The sequence below is a fragment of the Paenibacillus sp. SSG-1 genome (assembly GCF_002224835.1).
Classification (GTDB): Bacteria; Bacillota; Bacilli; order Paenibacillales; family Paenibacillaceae; genus Paenibacillus_AQ; species Paenibacillus_AQ favisporus.
On record NZ_MBRK01000001.1, the window covers coordinates 514,972 to 535,610 of the forward strand.

Consider the following 20,639-nt stretch of genomic DNA (forward strand, 5'->3'; position numbering starts at 1 on the left):
TCGAAATGAACTCATATCACGATAAAAACCACGGATAAAGGATGAGATACCCTTCCTTTGTCCGTGGTTTTCTTTTTTATACTTTACGAACCAATCGGAGTACCACGGCTTCATCCCGCATATGAAAAAGCCCTTGGGTCCCAAGGGCTTCACTGAATATGGATTTAAAAGGCCACAGGCAGGGCGGCCAGCCCTTGGGAGCTGAGCGTAAAGTTCCAAGGGACCTCATCCCGGGGAATGCTCAGCCGCAGGTTCGGCATGCGCTTCAGCAGCGTAGTAAAGGCGATGTCCCCTTCGATGCGGGCCAGCGGCGCTCCCAGGCACATATGGATGCCGTGGCCAAAGGCGAGATGCCGGTTGATCTGGCGCGTAATGTCCAGCTGTTCGGACTGGTCGAACTGGCGCTCGTCCCGATTGGCCGATTTCAGCACGGGGATCACGGCATCGCCCTTCTTGATGGACTGCCCGGCGAGCACGATGTCCTCCGTGGCAAAGCGGGGTCCGGCAATGGTGGCCGGCCCGTTGAAGCGCAGCAGCTCCTCAACGGCGGAAGGCACCAGGCTCGGCTCGGCCTTGAGCTTCTCCAGCTGCTCCGGATGATCCAGCAGCATCAGGCTGCCGGTGGCGATCAGGTTCGAGGTCGTTTCGTGGCCGGCAAAGATGAGCAGGGTGATCATCGACACGAGTTCAGTTTCCGAGAGCCGGTCTCCTGCCTCTTCGATCGCGATCAGCTGGCTGATGAGGTCGTCCGCAGGCTGCCGCCGTTTGGAAGCTACCAGCCGGGCGGTGTACTCGCCGAAGGCGCGCATATTCTCTTCAACGCCCGGCTCGCGTCTTCCCAGTCCCAGCCCATGGGCGAGAGCGGCCGACCAGGAATGTATCTGCTCCCGGTCTTCCTGGGGAACGCCCAGCATTTCGGAAATGACGTTGATCGGGAGCGGATAGGCGTAGTCCTTGACGAGGTCCATCTCGCCTTGCGCCTGGACATGGTCGAGCAGTTCGTCGGCGATTTCCTGCACGCGGGGACGAAGGCTCTCCATGTATCGCGGCGAGAACGCCTTGGATACGAGGCTCCGCAGCCGCCGGTGGTCCGGGTCATCGACCGTGAGCATGGAGTGTCCGGTGAAAAAGGTGGGAGGTGCGGACGCATCCGAACCGCCGGCTAAGCTCTTTCTGAAATCTTCATTCCCGTCGATCGAAGCGGGGTCTACCGTGAAATGGGCATGGTCTTTGAGCACCTGCATCGCTTCCTCCATCCGGGTGACCATCCACGCTTGACGATCCAGCCCGCCCATCGGAAACGGGATCGGAATGACAGCGTTCAATTCTCTCATTTGGGCGAATACAGGGAACGGATTGTCCCCGCTGGCACCGCTGAACAGATTCAGCGCTTCCGGGGCAATGGGATCTGACGGATTCATCATCAAACCATCCTTTCATAAGCAGAGTATTTTGGCCTTGCCTTAGCAGGACGGAGCTGTCTTTAGGGATGATCGAATGATTGAAATAAGCTGTGATAACAGGTGGAATCATAGGAATGGCCCGTCCCGAAAAGCTTGGGCCTACGTCTTCGCGCTGCTGTGTCCGTATTTTGCATTGTGGATTGCGCTTAAATTTAATATAATGTCACTGAGTGACAAAAGTCAATGAAGGAAGAATTCGAGATGAATCCTAAAAAAAACATACATCCCATAGAAGCGCCGGCAGGTTTAAGGGAGCGAAAGAAGCGTCTGGCCCAGGCGGCGATTGAGGAAGCGGCGCTGCGGCTTTTTCAGCAGAAGGGCTATGAGCAGACCTCGATTCAGGACATTGCCGATGCGGTCACGATGTCGTCGCGCACGTTCTTCCGGTATTATGCGTCCAAGGAGGAAGTGCTGTCGGGACCGATCCGCAGCACGCAGCTGGATGGGGTCCGATACCTGCTGGAAGCGGAGCCTCCGGCATCACCCCATGCCGCCCTGCAATCGGTCTTCGGTTACCTGGCCGGCCAATACGAGAAGCAGCGCCCGGGTCTTGTGCTCCGGTACCGCATAGCCGGGCAGACGCCCTCTATCGCGTCCTTATTTTTGTATACGCTGATGGAGACGGAGCCGGCTCTCTGCGATGCGCTGTGCTCGAGGCTCGAAACCGGGGCGCACCGTGATGAAGTCCGGTTTCTGGTGGCCGTCTATATGGCGGCTCTGCGCGTCTCCATTGAGGAATGGCTGGAGCAGGGGGACGATGCGGATCTGGTGGATGTGCTGCATCGCCATATGGACCGGCTTTCTTCTATGCCGGGTTGAGGTCATACAGTTAAGCGAAAAGATTCCGCGGCTCCTGCGGAATTTTTTTTGTTGATATAACCGAAAAGTGGGGTTCAGCCGGTCCGCCGGATTGCCGAGCGCCCGTATACGGTCGTGCATTGGTCGGAGTTCGACCGGGGCGGCCATTTCGCCGCCATAGAGGTACCGGATCAGCTTGACGAAGGTCTGCGCTCCTTCTTCCGCCAGTTCAGAGACTAATCATAAACAGCAAGAACACACCTTGAAGCCTCAAGGTGTGTTCTCTATTGAAGGTATAAGAGAATATAAGCCTTTTCTAGTCAGACTGGCGCTGATTATTAGCACTCGGAACATATCCGGAAGGCCATCAGCTCATCTGAATAGGATGAATTCGATCAAGCAAGCTTTCTTTTACTGCGGGTTACCAAGCATAAGCCCGAGGGGCTTCTCCGCCGGGACCCGGGAAAATTTCGTCCAGGCGCGCCAGCACGTCTTCGCTCAGCTCGACCTCCACAACCCGGAGCGTCTGCTCGAACTGCTCCAGCGTCCGCGGTCCGATGATCGGGGCCGTCATCGCCGGATGCACGAGCGTCCAGGCGAGCGCCACCGTCGCTTCGGACTCGCCCAGCTCCTTGCACAGCTTCGAGAACTGCTCCAGCTGCGGGCGCAGCTTCTCGAGCCGCTCGGTCTGGCGCGCAGTCCGCGATCCTTCCTTCGGGTTCAGGTTGCCGCCAAGCACGCCGCCGTCCAGCGGGCTCCAGGCGATGACACCGATGCCATGCTCTTCCGCGGCAGGGAGCACTTCAAGCTCCGGCAGCCGGCAGAGCAGGCTGTATTTGTGCTGCTCGGACACCAGGCCGAGCAGTCCGCGCTTCTCCGCTTCGTACTGGGCCTTCACCAGGTCGCGGCCGGCAAAGTTGCTGGCGCCGACGTATCCGATTTTTCCCTGGTTCTGATGAGTTTGAAAAGCGTTCCAGAGCTCATCCCAGGACACGTTCCGGTCCACATGGTGCATTTGATAGAGCTCGATATGGTCCGTCTGCAGCCTGCGGAGTGAGCCTTCCAGGTGGCGGCGGATCTTGTACGCAGAAAGTCCCCCTTGCTCATTGGGATCCACGATAGGATGTTCCATGTTGCCGTATACTTTCGTAGCGAGCACGACTTTTTCCCGTCTTCCGCCGCCTTGGGCGAACCAGCGGCCGATGATTTCCTCAGTCCATCCGCGGTGCTCATTACCGCCGTAGACGTTGGCCGTATCGAAGAAATTGACACCTGCGTCGAGGGCTGCATCCATAATCTTGAAGGCTTCCTTCTCCTCGGTGCTTGGACCAAAATTCATCGTACCGAGGCAGAGACGACTGACCTTTAATCCTGTTTTTCCCAAATAGGTATACTTCACGTTTCAATTTCCTCCTTTTCCTGGTGGATTCGGTAACATTATAATTCTTCTTTCGGTTTCTGGTAAGCACTGAAAAAAAGTATACTAAGTGAATCTCGTGTTACTTGAGCCTGTTTGGACCTGCTTTGAACTAACCTGCGTTGACCTCATTGGACCCTCCGGATCCTTCACTCCTCGTCATCATCCCCTAAACAGGCTGTAAGCCAAATAAGCGGCCGTAACCCACATAATGATGGCGGACAGCAGATTCAGCCACGATCTGAGCCTGCCTGTCGAATCGAGGTTTCTGGCGGCCCGTCCCGCCGCGGCGAGCCCGGCGAACCATACCCAGGAGACGAGGACGCATGCCGCGCCGAACGCCAGCTTTTCCCAGCCGGCATAGTTTAAGGAACTTGTGCCTACCACGCCGACGGTGTCCAGAATCGCATGGGGATTGAGCAGGGATACCGATACGGCAAAAGCGATTTGCTTTCGGGTCGATAAAGACCGGGTGTCCTCCCCGTTATGGACGGACGGTTTGTTCGTTAACGTGACGTAACCCATGTACAGCAGGAAAGGAATCCCCAGCCCCAGTAGGACCGTTCTGATCCAGGCATATTCGAGCACGACGACGGAAACGCCCATGATCGCCAGGGATATCAGCAGCGTATCGCAAAGGGAGGCGGCAATGACAGCCGGCAGTGCCCGGCTCAAGCGGGTGTGGGCGGCGCCTTGACCGAACACAAACAGGTTTTGAACGCCGAGCGGCAAAATCAGCCCAAGGGCCAATATAAATCCGTGAAATAGGGCGTGTATCATATCATTCCTCCTGTAATGTCCCTATTTTATCGAAGGCGCCACTCTAGGTCTCCATCCAATTGGTTGGTTAAGGACCCAACCAATCTGTTAGAATAAACGAAATCAACCATGATAGGAAGAGGGTCTATGCGTTACGAGGAATGGCATTTGGACAAGTCATCTCCGGTGCCGCTGCACCGGCAGATTTACGATTATATGCAAGGGAAAATCATGAACGGGGAATGGCCTGTCGGCACGAGAATCCCTCCGCAGCGGGAACTGGCTGCCCGGTTTCAAGTGAACCGCAGCACGGTGGTCTATGCGCTCGGAGAACTTGCGGCCAATGGGCTCATCGAATCCAAGGTTGGACAAGGAACCGTGGTGGTCAACAATACGTGGAATCTGCTTGCGGCTGGTCCGGCTCCCGACTGGAACCGCTACGTTCGGGCAGGGGCTTATCCGCCCAACATCCAGCTGATCCAGCGAATTAACCAGGCCGAGGCCAGGGCGAACATCATCCGGCTTGGAACGGGGGAGCTGTCGCCTGAGCTTCTCCCTTCAGCCCATATGCAGGAAGTCATCGGGAAGGGGAGCGGCGGGCATTTGTCGCTGGGTTATTCCGAGCCGAAAGGAAGCCGGTTTCTCCGGGAGACACTCAGCGAATATTTACGGTCCAAGGGAATCTTCGCTTCCCCGTCGTCGATTCTGATCGTGTCGGGTGCGCTGCAAGGATTGCAGCTGATATCGGTCGGTCTGCTCCAGCCCGGTTCGACGGTTCTGACGGAAACTCCGTCCTATCTGAACTCGATCCACGTGTTTCAGTCGGCAGGGATCCGGCTCGCCGGCGTTCCGATGGACCTGGAAGGGATTCGTCCGGATGCGGTGGGACCGGCCAAACGTCAGCATCAGGCGGGGCTGCTGTATACGATCCCGAGCTTCCATAACCCAACCGGACGGGTCATGTCAGGGAAGCGCCGGGAAGAGCTGATGAAGGCTGCGGCCTTGGAGCGGCTGCCGGTAATCGAGGATGACGTATACGGAGATTTGTGGCTGGACGCGCCGCCGCCTCCGCCGCTCAAGTCGGCGGATCCGCAGGGCCTTGTCCTCTATATGGGCAGCATGTCCAAAACGCTTGGCCCGGGACTGCGGATCGGCTGGGTGGCAGGCCCGGAACCGGTCATCGACCGGCTGGCCGACATCAAAATGCAAACTGACTACGGCGCCAGTTCGCTGTCCCAATATGCCGTAGCGGAGTGGCTGAGCACAGGCCGGTACGAGCCGCATCTTGCCGATATCCGGCAGAAGCTGAAGCTGCGCAGAGATTTTGCCCTCTCGATCCTTCAGCAATATTTTCAAGATATGGCAACGTGGGAGATACCCGGAGGCGGGTTTTACATTTGGCTGCGGCTGCATGTTCCCATCCCGGTTCACCAGCTGTTCGAACAGGCGCTGAAAGAGGGGATCCTCTTAAACCCGGGGCAAATTTATGACCGGCATGACCGGCAGCATCTGCGCTTATCGTATGCGTATGCATCCCTTCACGACCTGGAGCGGGGATTGTTCCGACTGGCCGGAATGATTCGAGCGTATAGGTGAGGGTTCACCCTTGTGGTCCTGGAATTTGATTCCATCTCTCAAAAGGAATGGTTAATCTCTTGTTCCGAAGGATGAGTTTAGTAGTATAATGAAGTTTAGTGTCGAACGATCATCTTTCAAATTTAATAGAAAATAACTCTGTGTATACGGGAGGAAGCAACATGGACCATCAACAGATTCTCGTCCGTAACAACGTTCAAGTCACCGGGAGCGGCACGCAGTATTTGATTTTTGCCCATGGGTTCGGCTGCGACCAAAACATGTGGCGTTTTGTCGCACCTGCTTTCGAAGATCATTACAAAGTGGTCTTGTTTGATTTTGTCGGATCCGGCAGGTCAGACATTCGGGCGTATAATCCGGTCCGCTACAGCGATCTGGACGGCTATGCCCAGGATGTTCTGGATATATGCGAGGCACTGGGGGCAAGGGACGCGATTTTCGTAGGTCATTCCGTAGGTGCCATGATCGGCATTCTCGCTTCCATCCGCAGACCCGAATATTTTGAACGGCTGATTCTGATAGGCCCTTCCGCACGGTATTTAAACGACCTTCCCGATTATATCGGAGGCTTCGAACGCGAGGATTTGCTCGCTCTAATGGATATGATGGACAAAAACTATCAGGGTTGGGCAAGTTATCTGGCCCCTGTCATCATGGGTAACCCGGGTCGCCCCGAGTTGTCCGGCGAGCTCGAGCAGAGCTTCTGCGCAACCGATCCGAAGGTGGCCCGGCGGTTTGCCGAAGCGACGTTTCTCTCGGATTACCGGGATGCGCTTGGAAAGGTCACCGTGCCTTCCTTGATTCTCCAATGCGCCGAGGACGTGATCGCGCCTCTGGAAGCAGGGGCTTATATCCATACCCACATGCCGGATAGCGAATTTCAGCTCATGGATGCTACCGGCCATTGTCCGCACATGAGCCATCCCGATGAAACGATTCAGCTGATTCAAGCCTACTTGACTTCGGCCAAAGCCGGTCAGACAAGTGAGTCCACACGGTAGTATGGACGAACGATTGGATCGGGCGCCTTGCGGATATGTGTCCATGGCCGATAATCGCGTTATCCAGGACGTCAACGCCACGCTGTGCCGCATGCTAGGATATGAGAAACGGGGAATGTGCGGAAGCAGCTTCGAATCGCTGTTGACCCGTTCCAGCCGGATTTTTTTTCAAATCTATTTTCTTCCGCTCATGAAGCTGAACCGGGGCGTCGAGGAAATGTATTTGACGTTTAAAACGAGCAGCGGCGAACCCCTTCCCGTGCTACTTAACGCTTCGGCCGTGGAACGGGATGGCGAATGGGTCTACGATTGCATGCTGATGCCCATGCGCCGGCGGATGGAATATGAACAGCAGATCCAGCAAGCCGAGAGCGCTTCAAACCGGGCGCGGGAAGAGCTTGAGCGGATCGAGAACCTTCTCCGGCAGAAACGCGATGAGCTGGAGCGGATACAGGGATCGTCTTCCATGGAATAAGAACAATACTTCATTTTTAAAAATAAGTGGTTTGCTAAAAAAGCCGCCGGACTCTTTGTCAGAGATCCAGCGGCTTTGGTGTTTCCGGGGCGGCATGGCCGTATTTGCGCTTGTAATGGCTCAGCGCCAGAAGCGGCCAAATGTACCGGTAGCTGTGGTACCGGGAGTAGAAGGTACCGGGAAGGCCGGCCCCCGTCGGATAGGCCGTCATGCCGCCGTCCTGCTGCAGCAGGGAAGTCAGCCTTTGGACGCCCCGGTCCACGGCAGGCGACGGCTGCTCCTTCACTGCGATGAGCGCGTCCAAAGCCCAGGCCGTTTGCGACGGCGTGCTCGCTCCGAGGGGGACATAGCGCATGGTTCGGTCGCTCCGGCAGGATTCGCCCCATCCGCCGTCCGGGTTTTGGATCTGCTCAAGCCAACGGACGCCTTTTTGGATCGCATCATGACTGGCCGGTACACCGGCTGCCGCCAGTCCTGTTAATGCCGCCCAGGTGCCGTAGATGTAGCATACTCCCCAGCGCCCGTACCACGAGCCGTCCTTTTCCTGGTGCCGGATCAGCCAGTTTGCGCCCCGCCGGATGAACTCATGCCGCTGCGTCAAACCCGCAAAATGGCCGAGGTACTCCAGCGCCCGGCCCGTCAGATCCGCCTCGGAGGGATCGATGGCCGCGGACTTGGCCCCTTCGATTGCAAGCCAGGTCAGGATGTGCTTGTCGGTATCCTTTTCGAACGCCGGCCAGCCTCCGTCCCGATTCTGCATCGACAGCACCCAATTCAGCCCGCGGTTCCATGCTTCCCGGTACAGCGGGTCTGTTTCCGTTAGGCGGGATATCGCGCGCAGCGCCGCCGTGGTGTCATCCACATCCGGGTTGATCGTGTTCGACTCGGAGAATCCCCAGCCGCCGGGAGCCGTATCCGGGTTATGGAGGCTCCAATCGGCCGGTTTGTCCTGCTGCCGGGACAGCAGGTAGGAGGCGGCCTGACGGATGGCCGGATGATTCTCCGCAACCCCGGCCTCCTGGAGGGCATCGGCGATCAGGGCGGTGTCCCAGACGGTGGAGGGCGAATTTTGAATTGTAGTCGTCCCGTCCGCCTGACACTGCAAGGCAGTCAGCCCTCTGACGGCATCGCTGATGACGGGATGCTCCCGCTCATAGCCCAAGGCAAGCAGCGCCAGAACCATCAGAATCGTGCTGCTTGCGTAGCTGTACAGGGTGCCGTCCGGCTCAATTCGATCCAGCATAAACCGCTCGGCCCGTTCCACGGCGGCTTCATGGATGAAACGCGGCGTCCCGAACAGCCTGTTCATCCCCCGGCGGAGCTCCGTCTGCAGGTTCTCGTACTCCCGCGGCAGCGGATCATCTTCGTCGGCATCCAGGCGCGGGGAGGCAAGGTCAGAGAGGTCGGGAGCGTCCGGCGGAGAAACCGAAAACTTTCGGTCCGCCATGATCAGCAGCGGCGTGAGATGGACCCTGGAATAGCCCGAAAATTCGAAAAAGTTGATCGGAAAATACGAGGGGAACAGCAGCACCTCTACCGGGATCATGGAGATCGACCGGGGCCAGGGGCGCTGGCCCGTCGCTGCCAGGATCGCCTTGGTCAAAATGCTGTCGACCTTACCGATTCCTCCACGCGAAAGGATATACCGCTTGGCGCGCTGCATATGCTCCTCCTCCGGCCGGCTGTAACCGGAGCAAAGTAGGGCATAGTAAGCCTCCACCGAAGCCGATAAGCTGCCCTCTTCCTCATCGGGATACAGTCTCCAGCATCCGTCAGGCTGCTGCTCTTTGCAGATTCGGTCGTGAAGCTGCCGGATGATACCTTCCGGATCCGCCTCCAAAATACGAAAGAGGATGATCACGAAGGCGTCGATGCCGATTCCGTTTTCAAAGCAAAAACGCCAGGAGCCGTCAGGCTGCTGCGTCTTTAGGAGATAAGCCGTCAAACGCCCGATCTCCTCATCTACCGTACTTAGCCTATTGCTCATTTTGCCGCTTCCCTCCGTTTGTTGACCATTGATAGCAATATATGTCGGCAGGGAAGGAGAAATGAGAAAGCCGCTGATTATACCAGGGTTTGCAGAAATCTGCGGATATCCTCGTAAACGAGGCGGCCGTCGTCGAACAAGTCGGTCATGGCGTAAAAGCCGTGGATCATGCCGGGATAACGCCTGAATGTGACTAAGACCCCCGCCTCCGCAAGCCGTCTGCCATACGCTTCCCCTTCGTCGCGGACCGGATCATACTCGGCCGTGATGATTAGTGTCTGCGGCAGGCCGTCAAGGCGGCCGAGCATCGGTGATGCGAGCGGGTTCGAAAGGTCGGTGCCGTTCTTTAAGTAATGCTTCCTGAAGTAATCCAGCACGTTACGGTTTAGAAAATAACCTTCGGCAAATCGATCTTCCGATTCATAGCTTTGCGAATAATCCGTGAGGGGGCAAATTAATATTTGCCCAGCAACATCGACTTGTCCCAAATTGCGCAGCTGTTGGGCAACCACGGCGGCCAGATTGCCACCGGCGCTGTCCCCCGCTAGGGTCAGCTTGGAGGGGTCAAATCCGAGTTCCCCGGCATGTTCCGCCACCCACTTGGCGGCGAAGATGGCCTCTGTCGGAGCGACGGGAAAAGGATGTTCGGGAGCCAGCCTGTAATCCACCGATACGACGGCACAACGGGTTACTGCGGCCAGCATGCGGCACATCGGGTCATACTTCTGCACATCGCAGATGACGAAGCCTCCGCCGTGATAGAATACGATAACGGGCAGAGCGCCTTCCCGCTCTGGTCGGTAGATCCGCAGCGGCAGATCACCGTAAGGCCCCTCGATGCTCCTATCTTGAACCGATGCGAGCTCGAACGTATCTGAAATGACGGTTCCTGCGGCTATTTTGCGCAGCTCCACAGGATCCAGTGTGTGGGAGGGCGGCAGGGATGCCGTATCCTGTATGAATTTTTGGGCTTGTGCATGCAGTGTCATAGAATTCGTTCCTTCTTTCCTGATATTTGGTTAGGGGACATCATGGCTTGAAGCGAGATTAACATGCCGTTTATACTGAAGGCAGTAGCAAACGTAACTAGCATAAAAACTACCTGGATAGGAGTGGACTCGACCGATGGAAGCCGGTTTGAACCGAAAAGCGATCGGAGATTTCCTGAAAGCTAGACGGGCGCAGCTGACACCAGAGCAGTTTGGACTGCCGCAGGGACATACGCGCCGCAGAACGCCAGGACTCCGCCGGGAGGAAGTGGCGCAGCTGGCCGACTTAAGCATTACTTGGTACACGTGGTTAGAGCAGGGCCGGGAAGTATCCGCATCGCCCGAGGTATTGGATCGCCTGTCCTCTGCGCTCCAGCTGAGCCCTACGGAGCGTGAATATTTGTATCTTCTTGCTGGGAGGTATCCTGTACCATCCAGGGATATGTCGGCATACAAGCTGTCGCCCGCCTTTATGAATTTGGTGACGAGTACGCCGTATCCCTTTTTCGTTATCGGACCGGAAAATCGCCTCATCGCCTGGAACGAGCTCGCCTGCGAAATTTTGACGGATTTTTCAGCGATACCTCCCGAGGACATGCAGATGCTCCGCCTTACTTTTATGCATCCTGCATTTCGGACCAAAATTATTAATTGGGAGCACTCGACCAAAATCGCGCTTTCTTTCTACAGGAAGCTGTACGACCGCTCGGCAAGTCAGCCTTGGTATACCCGGCTCATTGAGGAACTGACCATTAGCAGCAAAGAATTTGCCGAATGGTGGCCTCTTCATGAAGTAGCCGAAAAGAACGGCCTGCGAATCGAAGTGAAGCACCCGGCAATGGGGCACCTGCACTTTGAAATCATTACGTTTACCCAAATCAATGATCTGGAAAATCTGATGTGCTGCATCTATATGCCGCTGCCGGAGACACGTACGCCCGAAAAGCTGGAGGCATGGTTGAAGACTCGCCCGGCTGCCCGCATGTAAGCGAATTTTTTCGCCGAAGTGCGGTTTTTTTTTGCCCTGAATGTTCCTGTTAGTTTTTATACTAGTTAAAAATTTGATCTGGTTCCCTCTGCCTCCTTAACGTAATGTGATTTACCGAAAGGAGGCGTCTGTATGAAACCATCACCTGAAGTTCCCCGGCCTTTATCTTCTCCGTTACGCCCTCTATTGGTGCTTTCCTTGTGCGCATTTGCCATCGGCATGGCTGAATTCGTCATCATGGGCATACTGCCCGACATCGCTTCGGACCTGCAGGTCACGATATCGGATGCCGGGCTGCTCATTTCAGGCTATTCGCTTGGCGTTGCCGTTACTGCTCCGCTCATCATGATATTGACGGGACGTTTGCCCCGGAAAACGCTGCTTCTCCTCCTTATGCTGCTGTTTGTCCTCAGCAACGCTTTGGCCGTATCTGCTCAAGACTTCTCCGTGCTGATGACAGCGAGGATCTTGATGTCCTTGACGCACGGCTCGTTTTTCGGCGTGGCCACGGTCATGGCGGCTGAGATGGTGACCGCCGATAAGAGGGCCTGGGCGATATCCGTTCTCGTCAGCGGCTCTTCCATAGCGAACATCGCCGGCGTTCCCTTTGGTACGTGGGTTGGCCATGCCCTTGGCTGGCGTTATACGTTTGCGGCGATTGCCGTCATCGGGGCCGCGGCGGTGGCGGGACTCTTCCGGCTGCTTCCCGGCCATCTGAGCACCCGGACTGAGCCGCTGAAACGGGAAATCGGCGTTCTGGGCAAACCGGAAGTATTACTCGCGCTGCTGGTGAGCGCTTTATGTTTTGGCGGCGTGTTTATGACCTTTACGTACGTAGCTCCGCTGCTGGAGCAGTTGGCCATGTTTGACGGCCGCTCCGTTTCGTGGATCCTGGTTTTGTTCGGCATTGGCGTAACCCTTGGCAATGTAGCGGGAGGGAGGTTGGCCGATTGGCGCTTGAGACCTGCGCTGATCGGAATCACCGCGGGGCTAGCAGTATGCCTCTTTACCTTTACCGTGACACTGGAAAGCAAGATTTTTGCCGTGGCGGATATTTTTCTTCTGGGGGTGTTCAGCTTCGGCATTCTTCCCTGTCTTACGGTCCTCGTAATGAGCAAGGCAAAGGAAGCGCCAAATCTGGCCACCACCATGAACGTATCTGCGCTGCATATCAGCAACGCAGTGGGGGCCTGGCTGGGAGGAATGGTCATCGACAGCCGGTTTGGGCTTCGAGCAGTACCGCTTTTTTCCGGAGGGGTTACGCTATTGGGATTGACGCTGATCGTCTTCATGATCCTGCTGGAAACGAGGCGCAGAAAGATTCATCGAAAACAGCAGCAGGCGATTCCAGTAGAAAATTAGAAAGGAGAGTAATTCTGATGAAAGCTCTAATCGTAGAACAACCGGGGGAGGCGCAAGCCCTTCGCCTGAAAGAAGTGAAGACTCTGTCTGCAGCACCGGGCAGATTGACCATCGACGTCGCGTATGCCGGTGTAGGCTTCGTGGATGTGATGCTGGCCAGAGGGGAATTTGACCACGTTCAGCCGCCTTATGTTCCCGGTTTAGAGGTTGCCGGCTATGTGCGGGAGATAGGCGAAGGCGTCAAGGGCTTCCGTGTAGGCGAGCCGGTTGCGGCGATGACGCTGTCTGAGATTGGGGGATTTGCTACGGTGGTATCCGTCAGACCCGAACTGACCGTACGGCTTGCAGAGCTCGATTCCACTCTGGATCTGGCAGTGGCTGCCGCTTCCATCGTCAATTTGACTACGGCTCTGATCGTGATGAAAGACGTGATTCGCCTGCAGACAGGCGGAAGCCTGTTGGTCCATGCCGCCGCCGGAGGACTGGGAAGTTTCCTTGGCCAGGTCGCCCGCCGGCTGGGTGCCGGCTTGGTGTTGGGCACGGTTGGATCGGAAAGTAAAAAGAGCCTTGCCTCCTCCCTTGGGTACGATGAATTATGTATCCGCTCCGGATTTGTCGAAGAGACGATGAGGGCTACTGGCGGCCAAGGCGTTGATGCCGTACTGGATCCTGTAGGTGGAGCCATGAGAAGGGCGAGTCTTGACGTGATGAAGCCATTTGGTCAGCTCGTTGTGCTTGGCAACGCCGGTGGGGAGCCGGATACACTGCAATCGACCCAAGAGCTGTGGTTTAAAAATCTGTCCGTCGCCGGATTTCAGCTTGGTACATACAGCGATGCTAACCCCGAGAGGGCAGGCCAAAGGGCCAATGAAGCGCTGCAAATGCTGGCCAAAGGAGAAGTCCATGCCGACATCTTCGGGACTTACCCGGCACATGAAGCCAATGAAGCGCTTCGTCTTCTGGAGACCGGATCCACGCGCGGGAAGCTGCTGCTTAAGATGGATGAGTGAACATGCGTTTCGTTTAAGCAAAAAAATAGATTGGCTTCAACCAGCCTGCATGCTAAAGTGAAAAAATGGATGAAACGATCCAGCAACACCCGTTCCTATCAAGCAATGGAAGGTGAATGAAATGGCAGTCAATCCATCAAGCAGCAGCTTGACGTACGAAGTCTTGATCGCAGCTCCGCCCGAGCGGGTGTGGGCGGCCATTGCCACATCGGAAGGTACACGCGCCACGTTGTTCGGGTCCAGCATCGAATCGACCTTTGAGCCGGGAGCCCGTGTCGAATTCCGGGGACCGGGGCCGGATGGGGACCGGACACTTCATGTGTACGGATTCGTGAAGCAGTACGAGCCGAACCGCGTATTTTCGTATGAACAGCATCCCGCTCCGGCATACAATGAACAGCATGAATCTGTATTTTGTGATATGACTTATCAATTGACGCCGGTGGGGGACCAGACCAAGCTGGAGCTCACCTGTGCATGGTCCGAAGGTAACCCGGGATATGAGCACGCCAAGCAAGAGTATCCGGCCTCGTCCTATATGGACGCGATCCGGAATTTTGCCGAAGGGACAGCTTAGACCCTGACGGCAGGGACACCGCCGGTTGAACTGTCTCTCCATTTCGTGATGCCGGGACGGCACTGCAAACCCAAAAAGGCTTATCTCCATTTGGTGGAGGTAAGCCTTTTCATTTTGCCTCGAGCGTGTCACATGCAATTACTTCCCGTACGGATCGATCGTTTCGATCGTACCGTCCTCGTGGATCGTCAGCTCGGTGAATTTGACGCAGCGTTTGTTGTCCGCGCCGCCCGAGAGGGAGCTGTCGTGATAGAACAAGTACCATTTATCCTGGAACTGCACGATCGAGTGGTGAGTCGTCCAGCCGATGACCGGCGTCAGGATTTTTCCTTTGTACGTAAAAGGTCCCTGCGGGTTCTCGCTCACAGCGTATACGATGTTATGGGTCGTGCCGGTCGAGTAGGACAGATAATACAGTCCGTTATGCTTATGTACCCACGGTCCTTCAAAATATCTCCGTTCCTCGTCCCCTGCCAAAATCGGCTGGCCGTTCTCATCAAGAATGGAGATTTCGCGTGGCGCGTCCTTGAAGGTGAGCAGGTCGTCGCTCAGCTCAGCCACTCTTGGCCCCAGCGCCGGTTCGTCGGCCGCCGGGCCTTCTGCATTCGGATCAAAGGTGCCCGTCTGCCATTTTTCCAGCTGGCCGCCCCACAACCCGCCGAAGTATATAAAAGCGCTTCCGTCATCATCCATAAGAACGGCCGGGTCAATGCTGAAGCTGCCCGGAATATATTCCGGCTGCGGAGTGAACGGTCCCGCGGGAGAGGAGCTGGTGGCTACGCCGATCCGGAAAATGTTGTCGTGATCCCGTGCCGGAAAGAAGAGGTAGTACGTGTTGTTCTTATAAGCCGCATCCGGAGCCCAGAGCTGCTGCTTGGCCCAAGGGATATCGCGGAGATGCAGCGCCTCGCCGTGGTCCTGGCATGGGGAGTTCGCATCGTCCATAGACAGGATGTGGTAGTCCTCCATGTCGTACTGGTCCCCGTTATCGTTGGACGTGTGCTCATGGTCCAGGTCGTGGGAAGGGTAAATATACAATTTGCCTTCAAACACGTGAGCCGAAGGGTCAGCGGTATAAATGTGGGTGACCAAAGGCTCGCGCTGCGTCACAGGCTGAGTCATCTCGTTTCCTCCTTAATCAGTGGTTGGATGGATGCTGCAATAGGTGCTCCTTTCCATTTTAACAAACAAACCGGGTCAAAAACCTACAAGATTTATAGGTCTTTTCCTCAAAATTTTAGGTTTTTAAGAAAATGGATGGTTCTCTTTTTGAGACGATCAGTTCTATGGGGGTACCCTAAATAAAAACAGGCGCCATTTCTGGCGCCTGTACTGATCTTTCTACCAAGGCGTTTCCGTTTTATGTTCAATCACTTGCGATACTTTGGGTTCAACCATTTGTTTCAATTGTTCCAGCGCACGCTTGTCATCGGAAGCTCCTCCATGCGAATCGGCCTGGAATTGTTTTTTAGCCTGAGTACTTGCGATGACGTCTATGACTTGTTGCTTGGAGATCTTTTTGGATGCTGCGATCTCGGCGACAGATGCACCTTTTGCCAATTCTTGTTTCAATTCTGCTGGGCTCATGTGAAGTAAAGCAAAGAGCTTTTCATCGTTTAAAAAGGCATCCGCAGTATAGTCAGGCTTGCCGTTTGTAGTGAAGAAGCCTTCCACGGTTGCGGCAGGGCCGCCTCCGATCAGCGAAACGCTGATCGTATTCCCTTGAACCAATGCCTGATAGAACGGCGTTGTCGATCCCTTTTCCGTATAGTTCAATATCAACGTTTTTGAGTCCGAATTCTGCATCGGCTCCATACTGTATTCGTACTTACCGGTGCTGCCGTACAGTTTGTTAATGAGATCATCGACCTTCGACTTGATTTCTTGATCGGTTAAGGAGATGACCGGCTTGTCTTGAGGCTGCCAGTTTTCTTGGTTTACATGTTCGATTTCACCCGTAATCCCGTTCAGATCAAGCCGGATCTTTTTGCCGTGATCTCCCTTTTCCTGCAGCACGATACTGGTTTGGATAGCTTTCCCCTGACTTGCATTCGCGGGATTTCCTCCAAGCTGGCTGGCGTCGACAATTTCAAACGACTTGGTTTCCGGGTAAGAGCGATACAGCTTGTCAAGCGCTGCCTGGCCAACCACATCCACCTTGACTTGTTCAGCCGTCATCGGTGTTCTCGTCGCCATTTCAATCAGGGGAGGGGCCGCGAATGCTGCGGTTGGAATCATAATTGCGGCAGCAACGATGCCGCCGATCCATCTTTTTTTCATCGTTTTTTTGCTCCTTTGTCGTTGTACGTATTGAGAATAGGATTGCTCGATTCGTTTGGAAACAGCCGGGGGGCATTCCATGGTCTCTGCCTCTCGGGTCAGGTATTCGCGGATTTGGCTTTCAATAGGCATTGTTCTTTTCCATCCTTTCCAGGGGGAGGTTTCCCAAGTGTTTTCGAAGCGACTGCAGGCCCGCATGATATCTGGACTTGACGGTTCCCAGCGGAATATCGAGTAATGTTGCAATCTCCTCCAGCGTATAGTCGTGGTAAAAGCGGAGAATGATCACCGTTCGCTGTTTATCGGTCAGCTTATGCATGGCTTTTGATATCTCGGGGTCTGTCCCATCCGTCGTCACCGCGGGCTGATCCCAGTGATGCTCTTCCCGGGAAAAGACACGGACGCGTTCGAATATTCGGAACCTCCTCCAGCTTTTCATCCGGAATCTCTGCACTTGGCGGATGACCAAGCCGTGCAGCCAGAAGTGGAAAGGACGATCCGGATCATAATTGGGAAGCGAGGTCCACATTTGCATGTAAATCTCATTCATGATATCTTCGCGATCCTGCGGATGATCCACCAGAAAAGAGACGGTCCGGTAGACGTCCCGATAGGTGGCATCATACAAGGTGTGAAACGCCTGCTGATCTCCTTCGATCATTTTTGTGAGCACGTGGTACATGGATTCGTTTTGCATTCAGAGGGCCCTCCTGGGTAAGCAGCTTACACCCTATATTGTCGCTCGATGGAAAAAAGGTTCGGTTTTTATATCATCCTATAAAAAAATATTTGGGCAGTATAGGAGGTGGTGCTTTTACAAAGCGCTGAATTACAACGTCGCCTTGGAGGAATTATACCAATATAAGGGCTGGGGAAGTATTCGGAAGAGTAACGGTTTGCAACCATGCGATACACGAACCGTATTAGGATACAAAACGCGAACGCGAATATGGAGGTAATAAGAGATGAATGAACAACAGGGATGCGTGAAATGCGGCAGCCGCAACGCCAAAACGAAAGAGGTGGCCATGACCGGCACAGGCCTGTCCAAAATGTTTGATATCCAGCACAACCAATTTGTCGTCGTCTATTGCGAAAATTGCGGTTATTCCGAATTTTACAATAAGCAGTCGTCGACGGGATCGAATATTCTCGACCTGTTCTTTGGCTAAGCCGTGGAGGGGCGTCCTCCACAGGCTTAGATAAAAGATCGCCTTTTCCAGGGCGGTCTTTGTTGAATACATCGTCAGTCTCCTATTTTTTTCGTCAACAGCAGCTCATCGTCTTTAACATAATTGCAGTGTTCATACGTTTTAATGGCAGCGTCATTCCTCTTGCCAGTCAACAATTTTACGCTTTTTACGCCGCGTTTCCTAAGATTGTCTTCCAGACATGAAATGATTGAACCCGCAATTCCTCTTCTTCGTGCGGCTTCTTCAACAAACAGTTCCGTAATTTCTCCCTGCGGCTCTTCGTAACAAAATGAATGAAAACTTTGGGCACAACCAAACCCAACGAGTTTGCCCCTTATTTCCGCTACGGCAATCAATTCGTTGTTGATCTTCAAGCTCTCCATGATTTGATGGGGAGGCCGCTTGTCACCTCCGTTAAATGCTTGATTTAACCTCGAGAGTTCCTCTGCATCGGATTCTGATGCCAACCTTACCTTAATATCCGCATTCATTCTTTTCACCTGACCCATAAGTAATATGATTACATATTCTACCATACGGATGCGGTTCAAGGGTGAAGATAACAGGCGTTTAGCCCCTTAACTTCAGTCACCCGCGCCTCGATTTGACAACCACCTTTAAATTTATTACTCTAATTAAAGTATATAAAACAAAGTAAAGCGAAAAGGTGGAGTGGAGTTTGAAAGCATATTTTAAAAATAAAGCCGTCCTCGGCGGCATTTTCATGATGATTTTTTATCAAATTATCATGATCGGAATCTTCATGTCCGGTTACAGCGCGCTTCCGAAAAACGTGGACCGCTTGACGATGGCGATCGTGAATGAAGACCAGCAGTCGGGCGCACAATTTGTAGAGCAGCTGCAGAAGCAGCTGCCGCTGCATGTCGTCACGGACGAATCGCTTGAGCAGGCGCAGAAGGACTTGGATAATCGCGACATTCAGTTCATCATGCATATCCCGCAGGATTTTACGCAGAAGCTGGCCGCCCAGGGCGAACAGGTGAAGCTGGACTTTTTCATCAACGAATCCAATCCGGCGTCGGTCAACAGCACGATGCAGAGCATTGCGACACAGGTTTCCTCCAAGATCAGCACGCAAATTCAGACGCAGAGCTTTGAGGCCATGCTGCAGGGTATGAAGGTGCCCGCGGATCAATCCAAGCAGATGGTTGAAGGCGTGATGTCAAAGGTGACGCCGAATATCGTGTCCACGAACACACCGCCTGCCGGCATGCATAATCAGATGGCACCGATGTTCCTGACGATGGCGTCCTACGTAGGTGCGATGATTTATTCGATGATCAGCTCGGGCGCGCTGAACCAGCTGAAAGCCAAAGTTGGCAAATGGAGAGCGTTCCTGTCTCTGCAGGGCGTCCATGTGGTGCTGTCCGTGATCGCGCCGCTGGTCGGTTTGGCTATCTACTTCGGCTTCCACAACTACGGGGTGGAGACGTTCCTGAAGATGTGGATGGTGCACTCCCTGGAAATGCTCGTCGCCATCGAGTTCACCAGCATTTGCGTGCTGCTGCTCGGCCAGGCCGGCATGATGCTGAATCTGCCGCTGCTGCTGTCGCAGACGATTGCGGGCGGAGCTGTGCTGCCGCCGGAGATGATGCCGGGATTCTTCAAGGCATTCAGCTACATTTCGCCGATGTTCTACACCATTCATCTGGATTACAACCTGCTTTTTGGAGGCGGGAAAACGGCGGAATACGTCCTCGGTTTGGCCCTGGTGGGTGCGGGTGCGCTCGTCATCAACCTGTTCATTCACCAGTTTAAGCCGGTCAAATCGGCCAAGGCGGGAAAGGAGCCTGCAGCGGAACCGCAATTCATGTAAAATAAGATCGGATGGGCTGACAGGAAAAGGTCCTGTCGGCCCTTTTTTCATATGATGAGGAGGATCGCAATGTCGCTTCAGATCTTTATTCTCGGCTTGCTCAGCGAGGGGGAGCACCATCCGTACGACATCAAGAAACAGGTGTTCAAGCCTCTGGAAAATACGATCACAATTAACGACGGGACGCTGTATTACAATTTTGAGGTCCTGCTGAAAAAGGGCTACATCCGCAAAATCAAAGTCGTCCAATCCGAAAACCGTCCGGAGAAAACGACATATGGCATTACCGAAGAGGGCCGCAAGGCGCTGGAAGAGGAAATTTACGCGGTATTTCAAAATTTCACGAGCATCACGAGCCTGTATTCATCCCTGTTGTTTCTGGATAAAGTGGATAAGCATAAGCTGGCTTACATCATCGAAGAGTCCATCGCCCGGCTGGAGAAAAAAATCCGGCTGATCGAGGAGCGGCCCGGCTTTTCCGAGGTTCCGGACAGGTACCGGGATTCGGCCCTTTTTATTAGCGAGCATGCCTACCACGCCCTGTCGAATGACGCCAACTGGCTCCGGAAGCTGATGGAACATCTCCGTTCTGCTTGACCTCCCGGCTTCAACTTTATGGAAAATCCAGGGTTGACAAAAGCAAATGGATGCCATAATATAATTAACAATTTCATACATCATAAAGGTTTCGATTAGAAATAGTAGAAGTGAAGTGACTTTTCAGAGAGCCGCTGGGTGGTGCGAAGCGGTATGGTCGATCATTTCGAACTCGTCTATGAACCGCCACCTGACAATGTAGGGTCTGCCGGAGTTCCACCGTTACAGGGATAGATGGTGATTGCCATCGAAGAAGATCATTTTTGCATTGCTGAAAATGAATTAGAGTGGTACCGCGGGTTAAACCTCG

At 54.4% G+C, this 20,639-nt stretch carries 20 protein-coding genes and 1 other annotated feature (1 of these 21 running past the window's edge); of the genes, 11 read left to right on the forward strand and 9 right to left on the reverse strand.

Translation table 11 applies throughout. The features are described 5' to 3' along the window. Nucleotides 1–164: 164 nt before the first annotated feature. A complete protein-coding gene (locus BCV73_RS02560) occupies nt 165–1,421 on the reverse strand; it encodes a cytochrome P450 family protein (protein WP_089545838.1) in 1,257 nt (418 codons plus the stop codon). Nucleotides 1,422–1,664: 243 nt separating this feature from the next. On the opposite strand from BCV73_RS02560, the gene BCV73_RS02565 reads away from it, so the two are divergent. Continuing rightward, nucleotides 1,665–2,282, forward strand: coding sequence for a TetR family transcriptional regulator (locus BCV73_RS02565; protein ID WP_089545839.1), 618 nt, complete (start codon nt 1,665–1,667; stop codon nt 2,280–2,282). A 400-nt stretch (nt 2,283–2,682) separates the two neighbouring features. Here the strand turns inward: BCV73_RS02565 and BCV73_RS02570 are convergent, their stop codons facing one another. Beyond that, nucleotides 2,683–3,660 (reverse strand): aldo/keto reductase, encoded by a 978-nt coding sequence (locus BCV73_RS02570; protein WP_076170434.1) that lies wholly within the window; start codon nt 3,658–3,660, stop codon nt 2,683–2,685. Between the two features lie 180 nt (nt 3,661–3,840). Beyond that, nucleotides 3,841–4,458 carry a LysE/ArgO family amino acid transporter gene (locus tag BCV73_RS02575; RefSeq protein ID WP_089545840.1) on the reverse strand — a complete coding sequence of 206 codons (618 nt, stop codon included), beginning with the start codon at nt 4,456–4,458 and terminating at the stop codon, nt 3,841–3,843. A 126-nt stretch (nt 4,459–4,584) separates the two neighbouring features. Here BCV73_RS02575 and BCV73_RS02580 point away from each other — a divergent pair, with 126 nt between their 5' ends. The 3 genes from BCV73_RS02580 to BCV73_RS02590 all read left to right on the forward strand — a co-directional run bounded on the left by BCV73_RS02580 (nt 4,585) and on the right by BCV73_RS02590 (nt 7,509). Further along, a complete protein-coding gene (locus BCV73_RS02580) occupies nt 4,585–6,033 on the forward strand; it encodes an aminotransferase-like domain-containing protein (RefSeq protein WP_089545841.1) in 1,449 nt (482 codons plus the stop codon). Nucleotides 6,034–6,194: 161 nt separating this feature from the next. Further along, nucleotides 6,195–7,034 (forward strand): alpha/beta fold hydrolase, encoded by an 840-nt coding sequence (locus BCV73_RS02585; protein WP_076170431.1) that lies wholly within the window; start codon nt 6,195–6,197, stop codon nt 7,032–7,034. Between the two features lies 1 nt (nt 7,035). Then, nucleotides 7,036–7,509: a PAS domain S-box protein gene (locus BCV73_RS02590; RefSeq protein WP_076170430.1), complete on the forward strand. Its 474-nt coding sequence runs from the start codon at nt 7,036–7,038 to the stop codon at nt 7,507–7,509. Between the two features lie 58 nt (nt 7,510–7,567). Here the strand turns inward: BCV73_RS02590 and shc are convergent, their stop codons facing one another. Both shc and BCV73_RS02600 read right to left on the reverse strand, forming a co-directional pair. Continuing rightward, nucleotides 7,568–9,496, reverse strand: coding sequence for a squalene--hopene cyclase (shc, locus tag BCV73_RS02595; RefSeq protein WP_089545842.1), 1,929 nt, complete (start codon nt 9,494–9,496; stop codon nt 7,568–7,570). A gap of 77 nt (nt 9,497–9,573) precedes the next feature. Continuing rightward, complete coding sequence (locus BCV73_RS02600) at nt 9,574–10,485, reverse strand: alpha/beta hydrolase (RefSeq protein WP_089545843.1); 912 nt, start codon at nt 10,483–10,485, stop codon at nt 9,574–9,576. 136 nt (nt 10,486–10,621) lie between these two features. Between BCV73_RS02600 and BCV73_RS02605 the strand changes: the two genes are divergently transcribed. From BCV73_RS02605 to BCV73_RS02620, 4 genes are all read left to right on the forward strand, one after another. Then, the gene (locus tag BCV73_RS02605) at nt 10,622–11,473 is read left to right on the forward strand and encodes a helix-turn-helix transcriptional regulator (RefSeq protein WP_089545844.1); all 852 of its coding nucleotides are present in this window, start codon (nt 10,622–10,624) and stop codon (nt 11,471–11,473) included. Nucleotides 11,474–11,605: 132 nt separating this feature from the next. Further along, the gene (locus BCV73_RS02610) at nt 11,606–12,835 is read left to right on the forward strand and encodes an MFS transporter (RefSeq protein ID WP_089545845.1); all 1,230 of its coding nucleotides are present in this window, start codon (nt 11,606–11,608) and stop codon (nt 12,833–12,835) included. Between the two features lie 17 nt (nt 12,836–12,852). Then, nucleotides 12,853–13,845, forward strand: a complete 993-nt coding sequence (locus BCV73_RS02615) for a quinone oxidoreductase family protein (RefSeq protein ID WP_076170425.1) — start codon at nt 12,853–12,855, stop codon at nt 13,843–13,845. Nucleotides 13,846–13,966: 121 nt separating this feature from the next. Continuing rightward, nucleotides 13,967–14,422 carry an SRPBCC domain-containing protein gene (locus BCV73_RS02620; RefSeq protein WP_089545846.1) on the forward strand — a complete coding sequence of 152 codons (456 nt, stop codon included), beginning with the start codon at nt 13,967–13,969 and terminating at the stop codon, nt 14,420–14,422. A gap of 138 nt (nt 14,423–14,560) precedes the next feature. Here the strand turns inward: BCV73_RS02620 and BCV73_RS02625 are convergent, their stop codons facing one another. From BCV73_RS02625 to BCV73_RS02635, 3 genes are all read right to left on the reverse strand, one after another. After that, complete coding sequence (locus tag BCV73_RS02625; protein ID WP_076170421.1) at nt 14,561–15,544, reverse strand: glycoside hydrolase family 43 protein; 984 nt, start codon at nt 15,542–15,544, stop codon at nt 14,561–14,563. A gap of 219 nt (nt 15,545–15,763) precedes the next feature. Next, nucleotides 15,764–16,834: a hypothetical protein gene (locus BCV73_RS02630; RefSeq protein ID WP_089545847.1), complete on the reverse strand. Its 1,071-nt coding sequence runs from the start codon at nt 16,832–16,834 to the stop codon at nt 15,764–15,766. Next, nucleotides 16,824–17,399, reverse strand: coding sequence for a sigma-70 family RNA polymerase sigma factor (locus BCV73_RS02635; protein WP_089545848.1), 576 nt, complete (start codon nt 17,397–17,399; stop codon nt 16,824–16,826). Before BCV73_RS02635 ends, BCV73_RS02630 begins: the two co-directional genes overlap by 11 nt. A 268-nt stretch (nt 17,400–17,667) precedes the next feature. Between BCV73_RS02635 and BCV73_RS02640 the strand changes: the two genes are divergently transcribed. After that, nucleotides 17,668–17,874 carry a zinc ribbon domain-containing protein gene (locus BCV73_RS02640; protein WP_089545849.1) on the forward strand — a complete coding sequence of 69 codons (207 nt, stop codon included), beginning with the start codon at nt 17,668–17,670 and terminating at the stop codon, nt 17,872–17,874. A gap of 74 nt (nt 17,875–17,948) precedes the next feature. Here BCV73_RS02640 and BCV73_RS02645 read toward each other — a convergent pair whose 3' ends face one another. After that, nucleotides 17,949–18,404, reverse strand: a complete 456-nt coding sequence (locus BCV73_RS02645) for a GNAT family N-acetyltransferase (RefSeq protein ID WP_256992720.1) — start codon at nt 18,402–18,404, stop codon at nt 17,949–17,951. A gap of 170 nt (nt 18,405–18,574) precedes the next feature. Here BCV73_RS02645 and BCV73_RS02650 point away from each other — a divergent pair, with 170 nt between their 5' ends. Then, nucleotides 18,575–19,732 carry a YhgE/Pip domain-containing protein gene (locus tag BCV73_RS02650; protein WP_089545851.1) on the forward strand — a complete coding sequence of 386 codons (1,158 nt, stop codon included), beginning with the start codon at nt 18,575–18,577 and terminating at the stop codon, nt 19,730–19,732. A gap of 69 nt (nt 19,733–19,801) precedes the next feature. Next, complete coding sequence (locus BCV73_RS02655) at nt 19,802–20,329, forward strand: PadR family transcriptional regulator (RefSeq protein ID WP_089545852.1); 528 nt, start codon at nt 19,802–19,804, stop codon at nt 20,327–20,329. Nucleotides 20,330–20,411: 82 nt separating this feature from the next. Then, nucleotides 20,412–20,639: a binding site (T-box leader), on the forward strand; it runs 8 nt beyond the window's last position.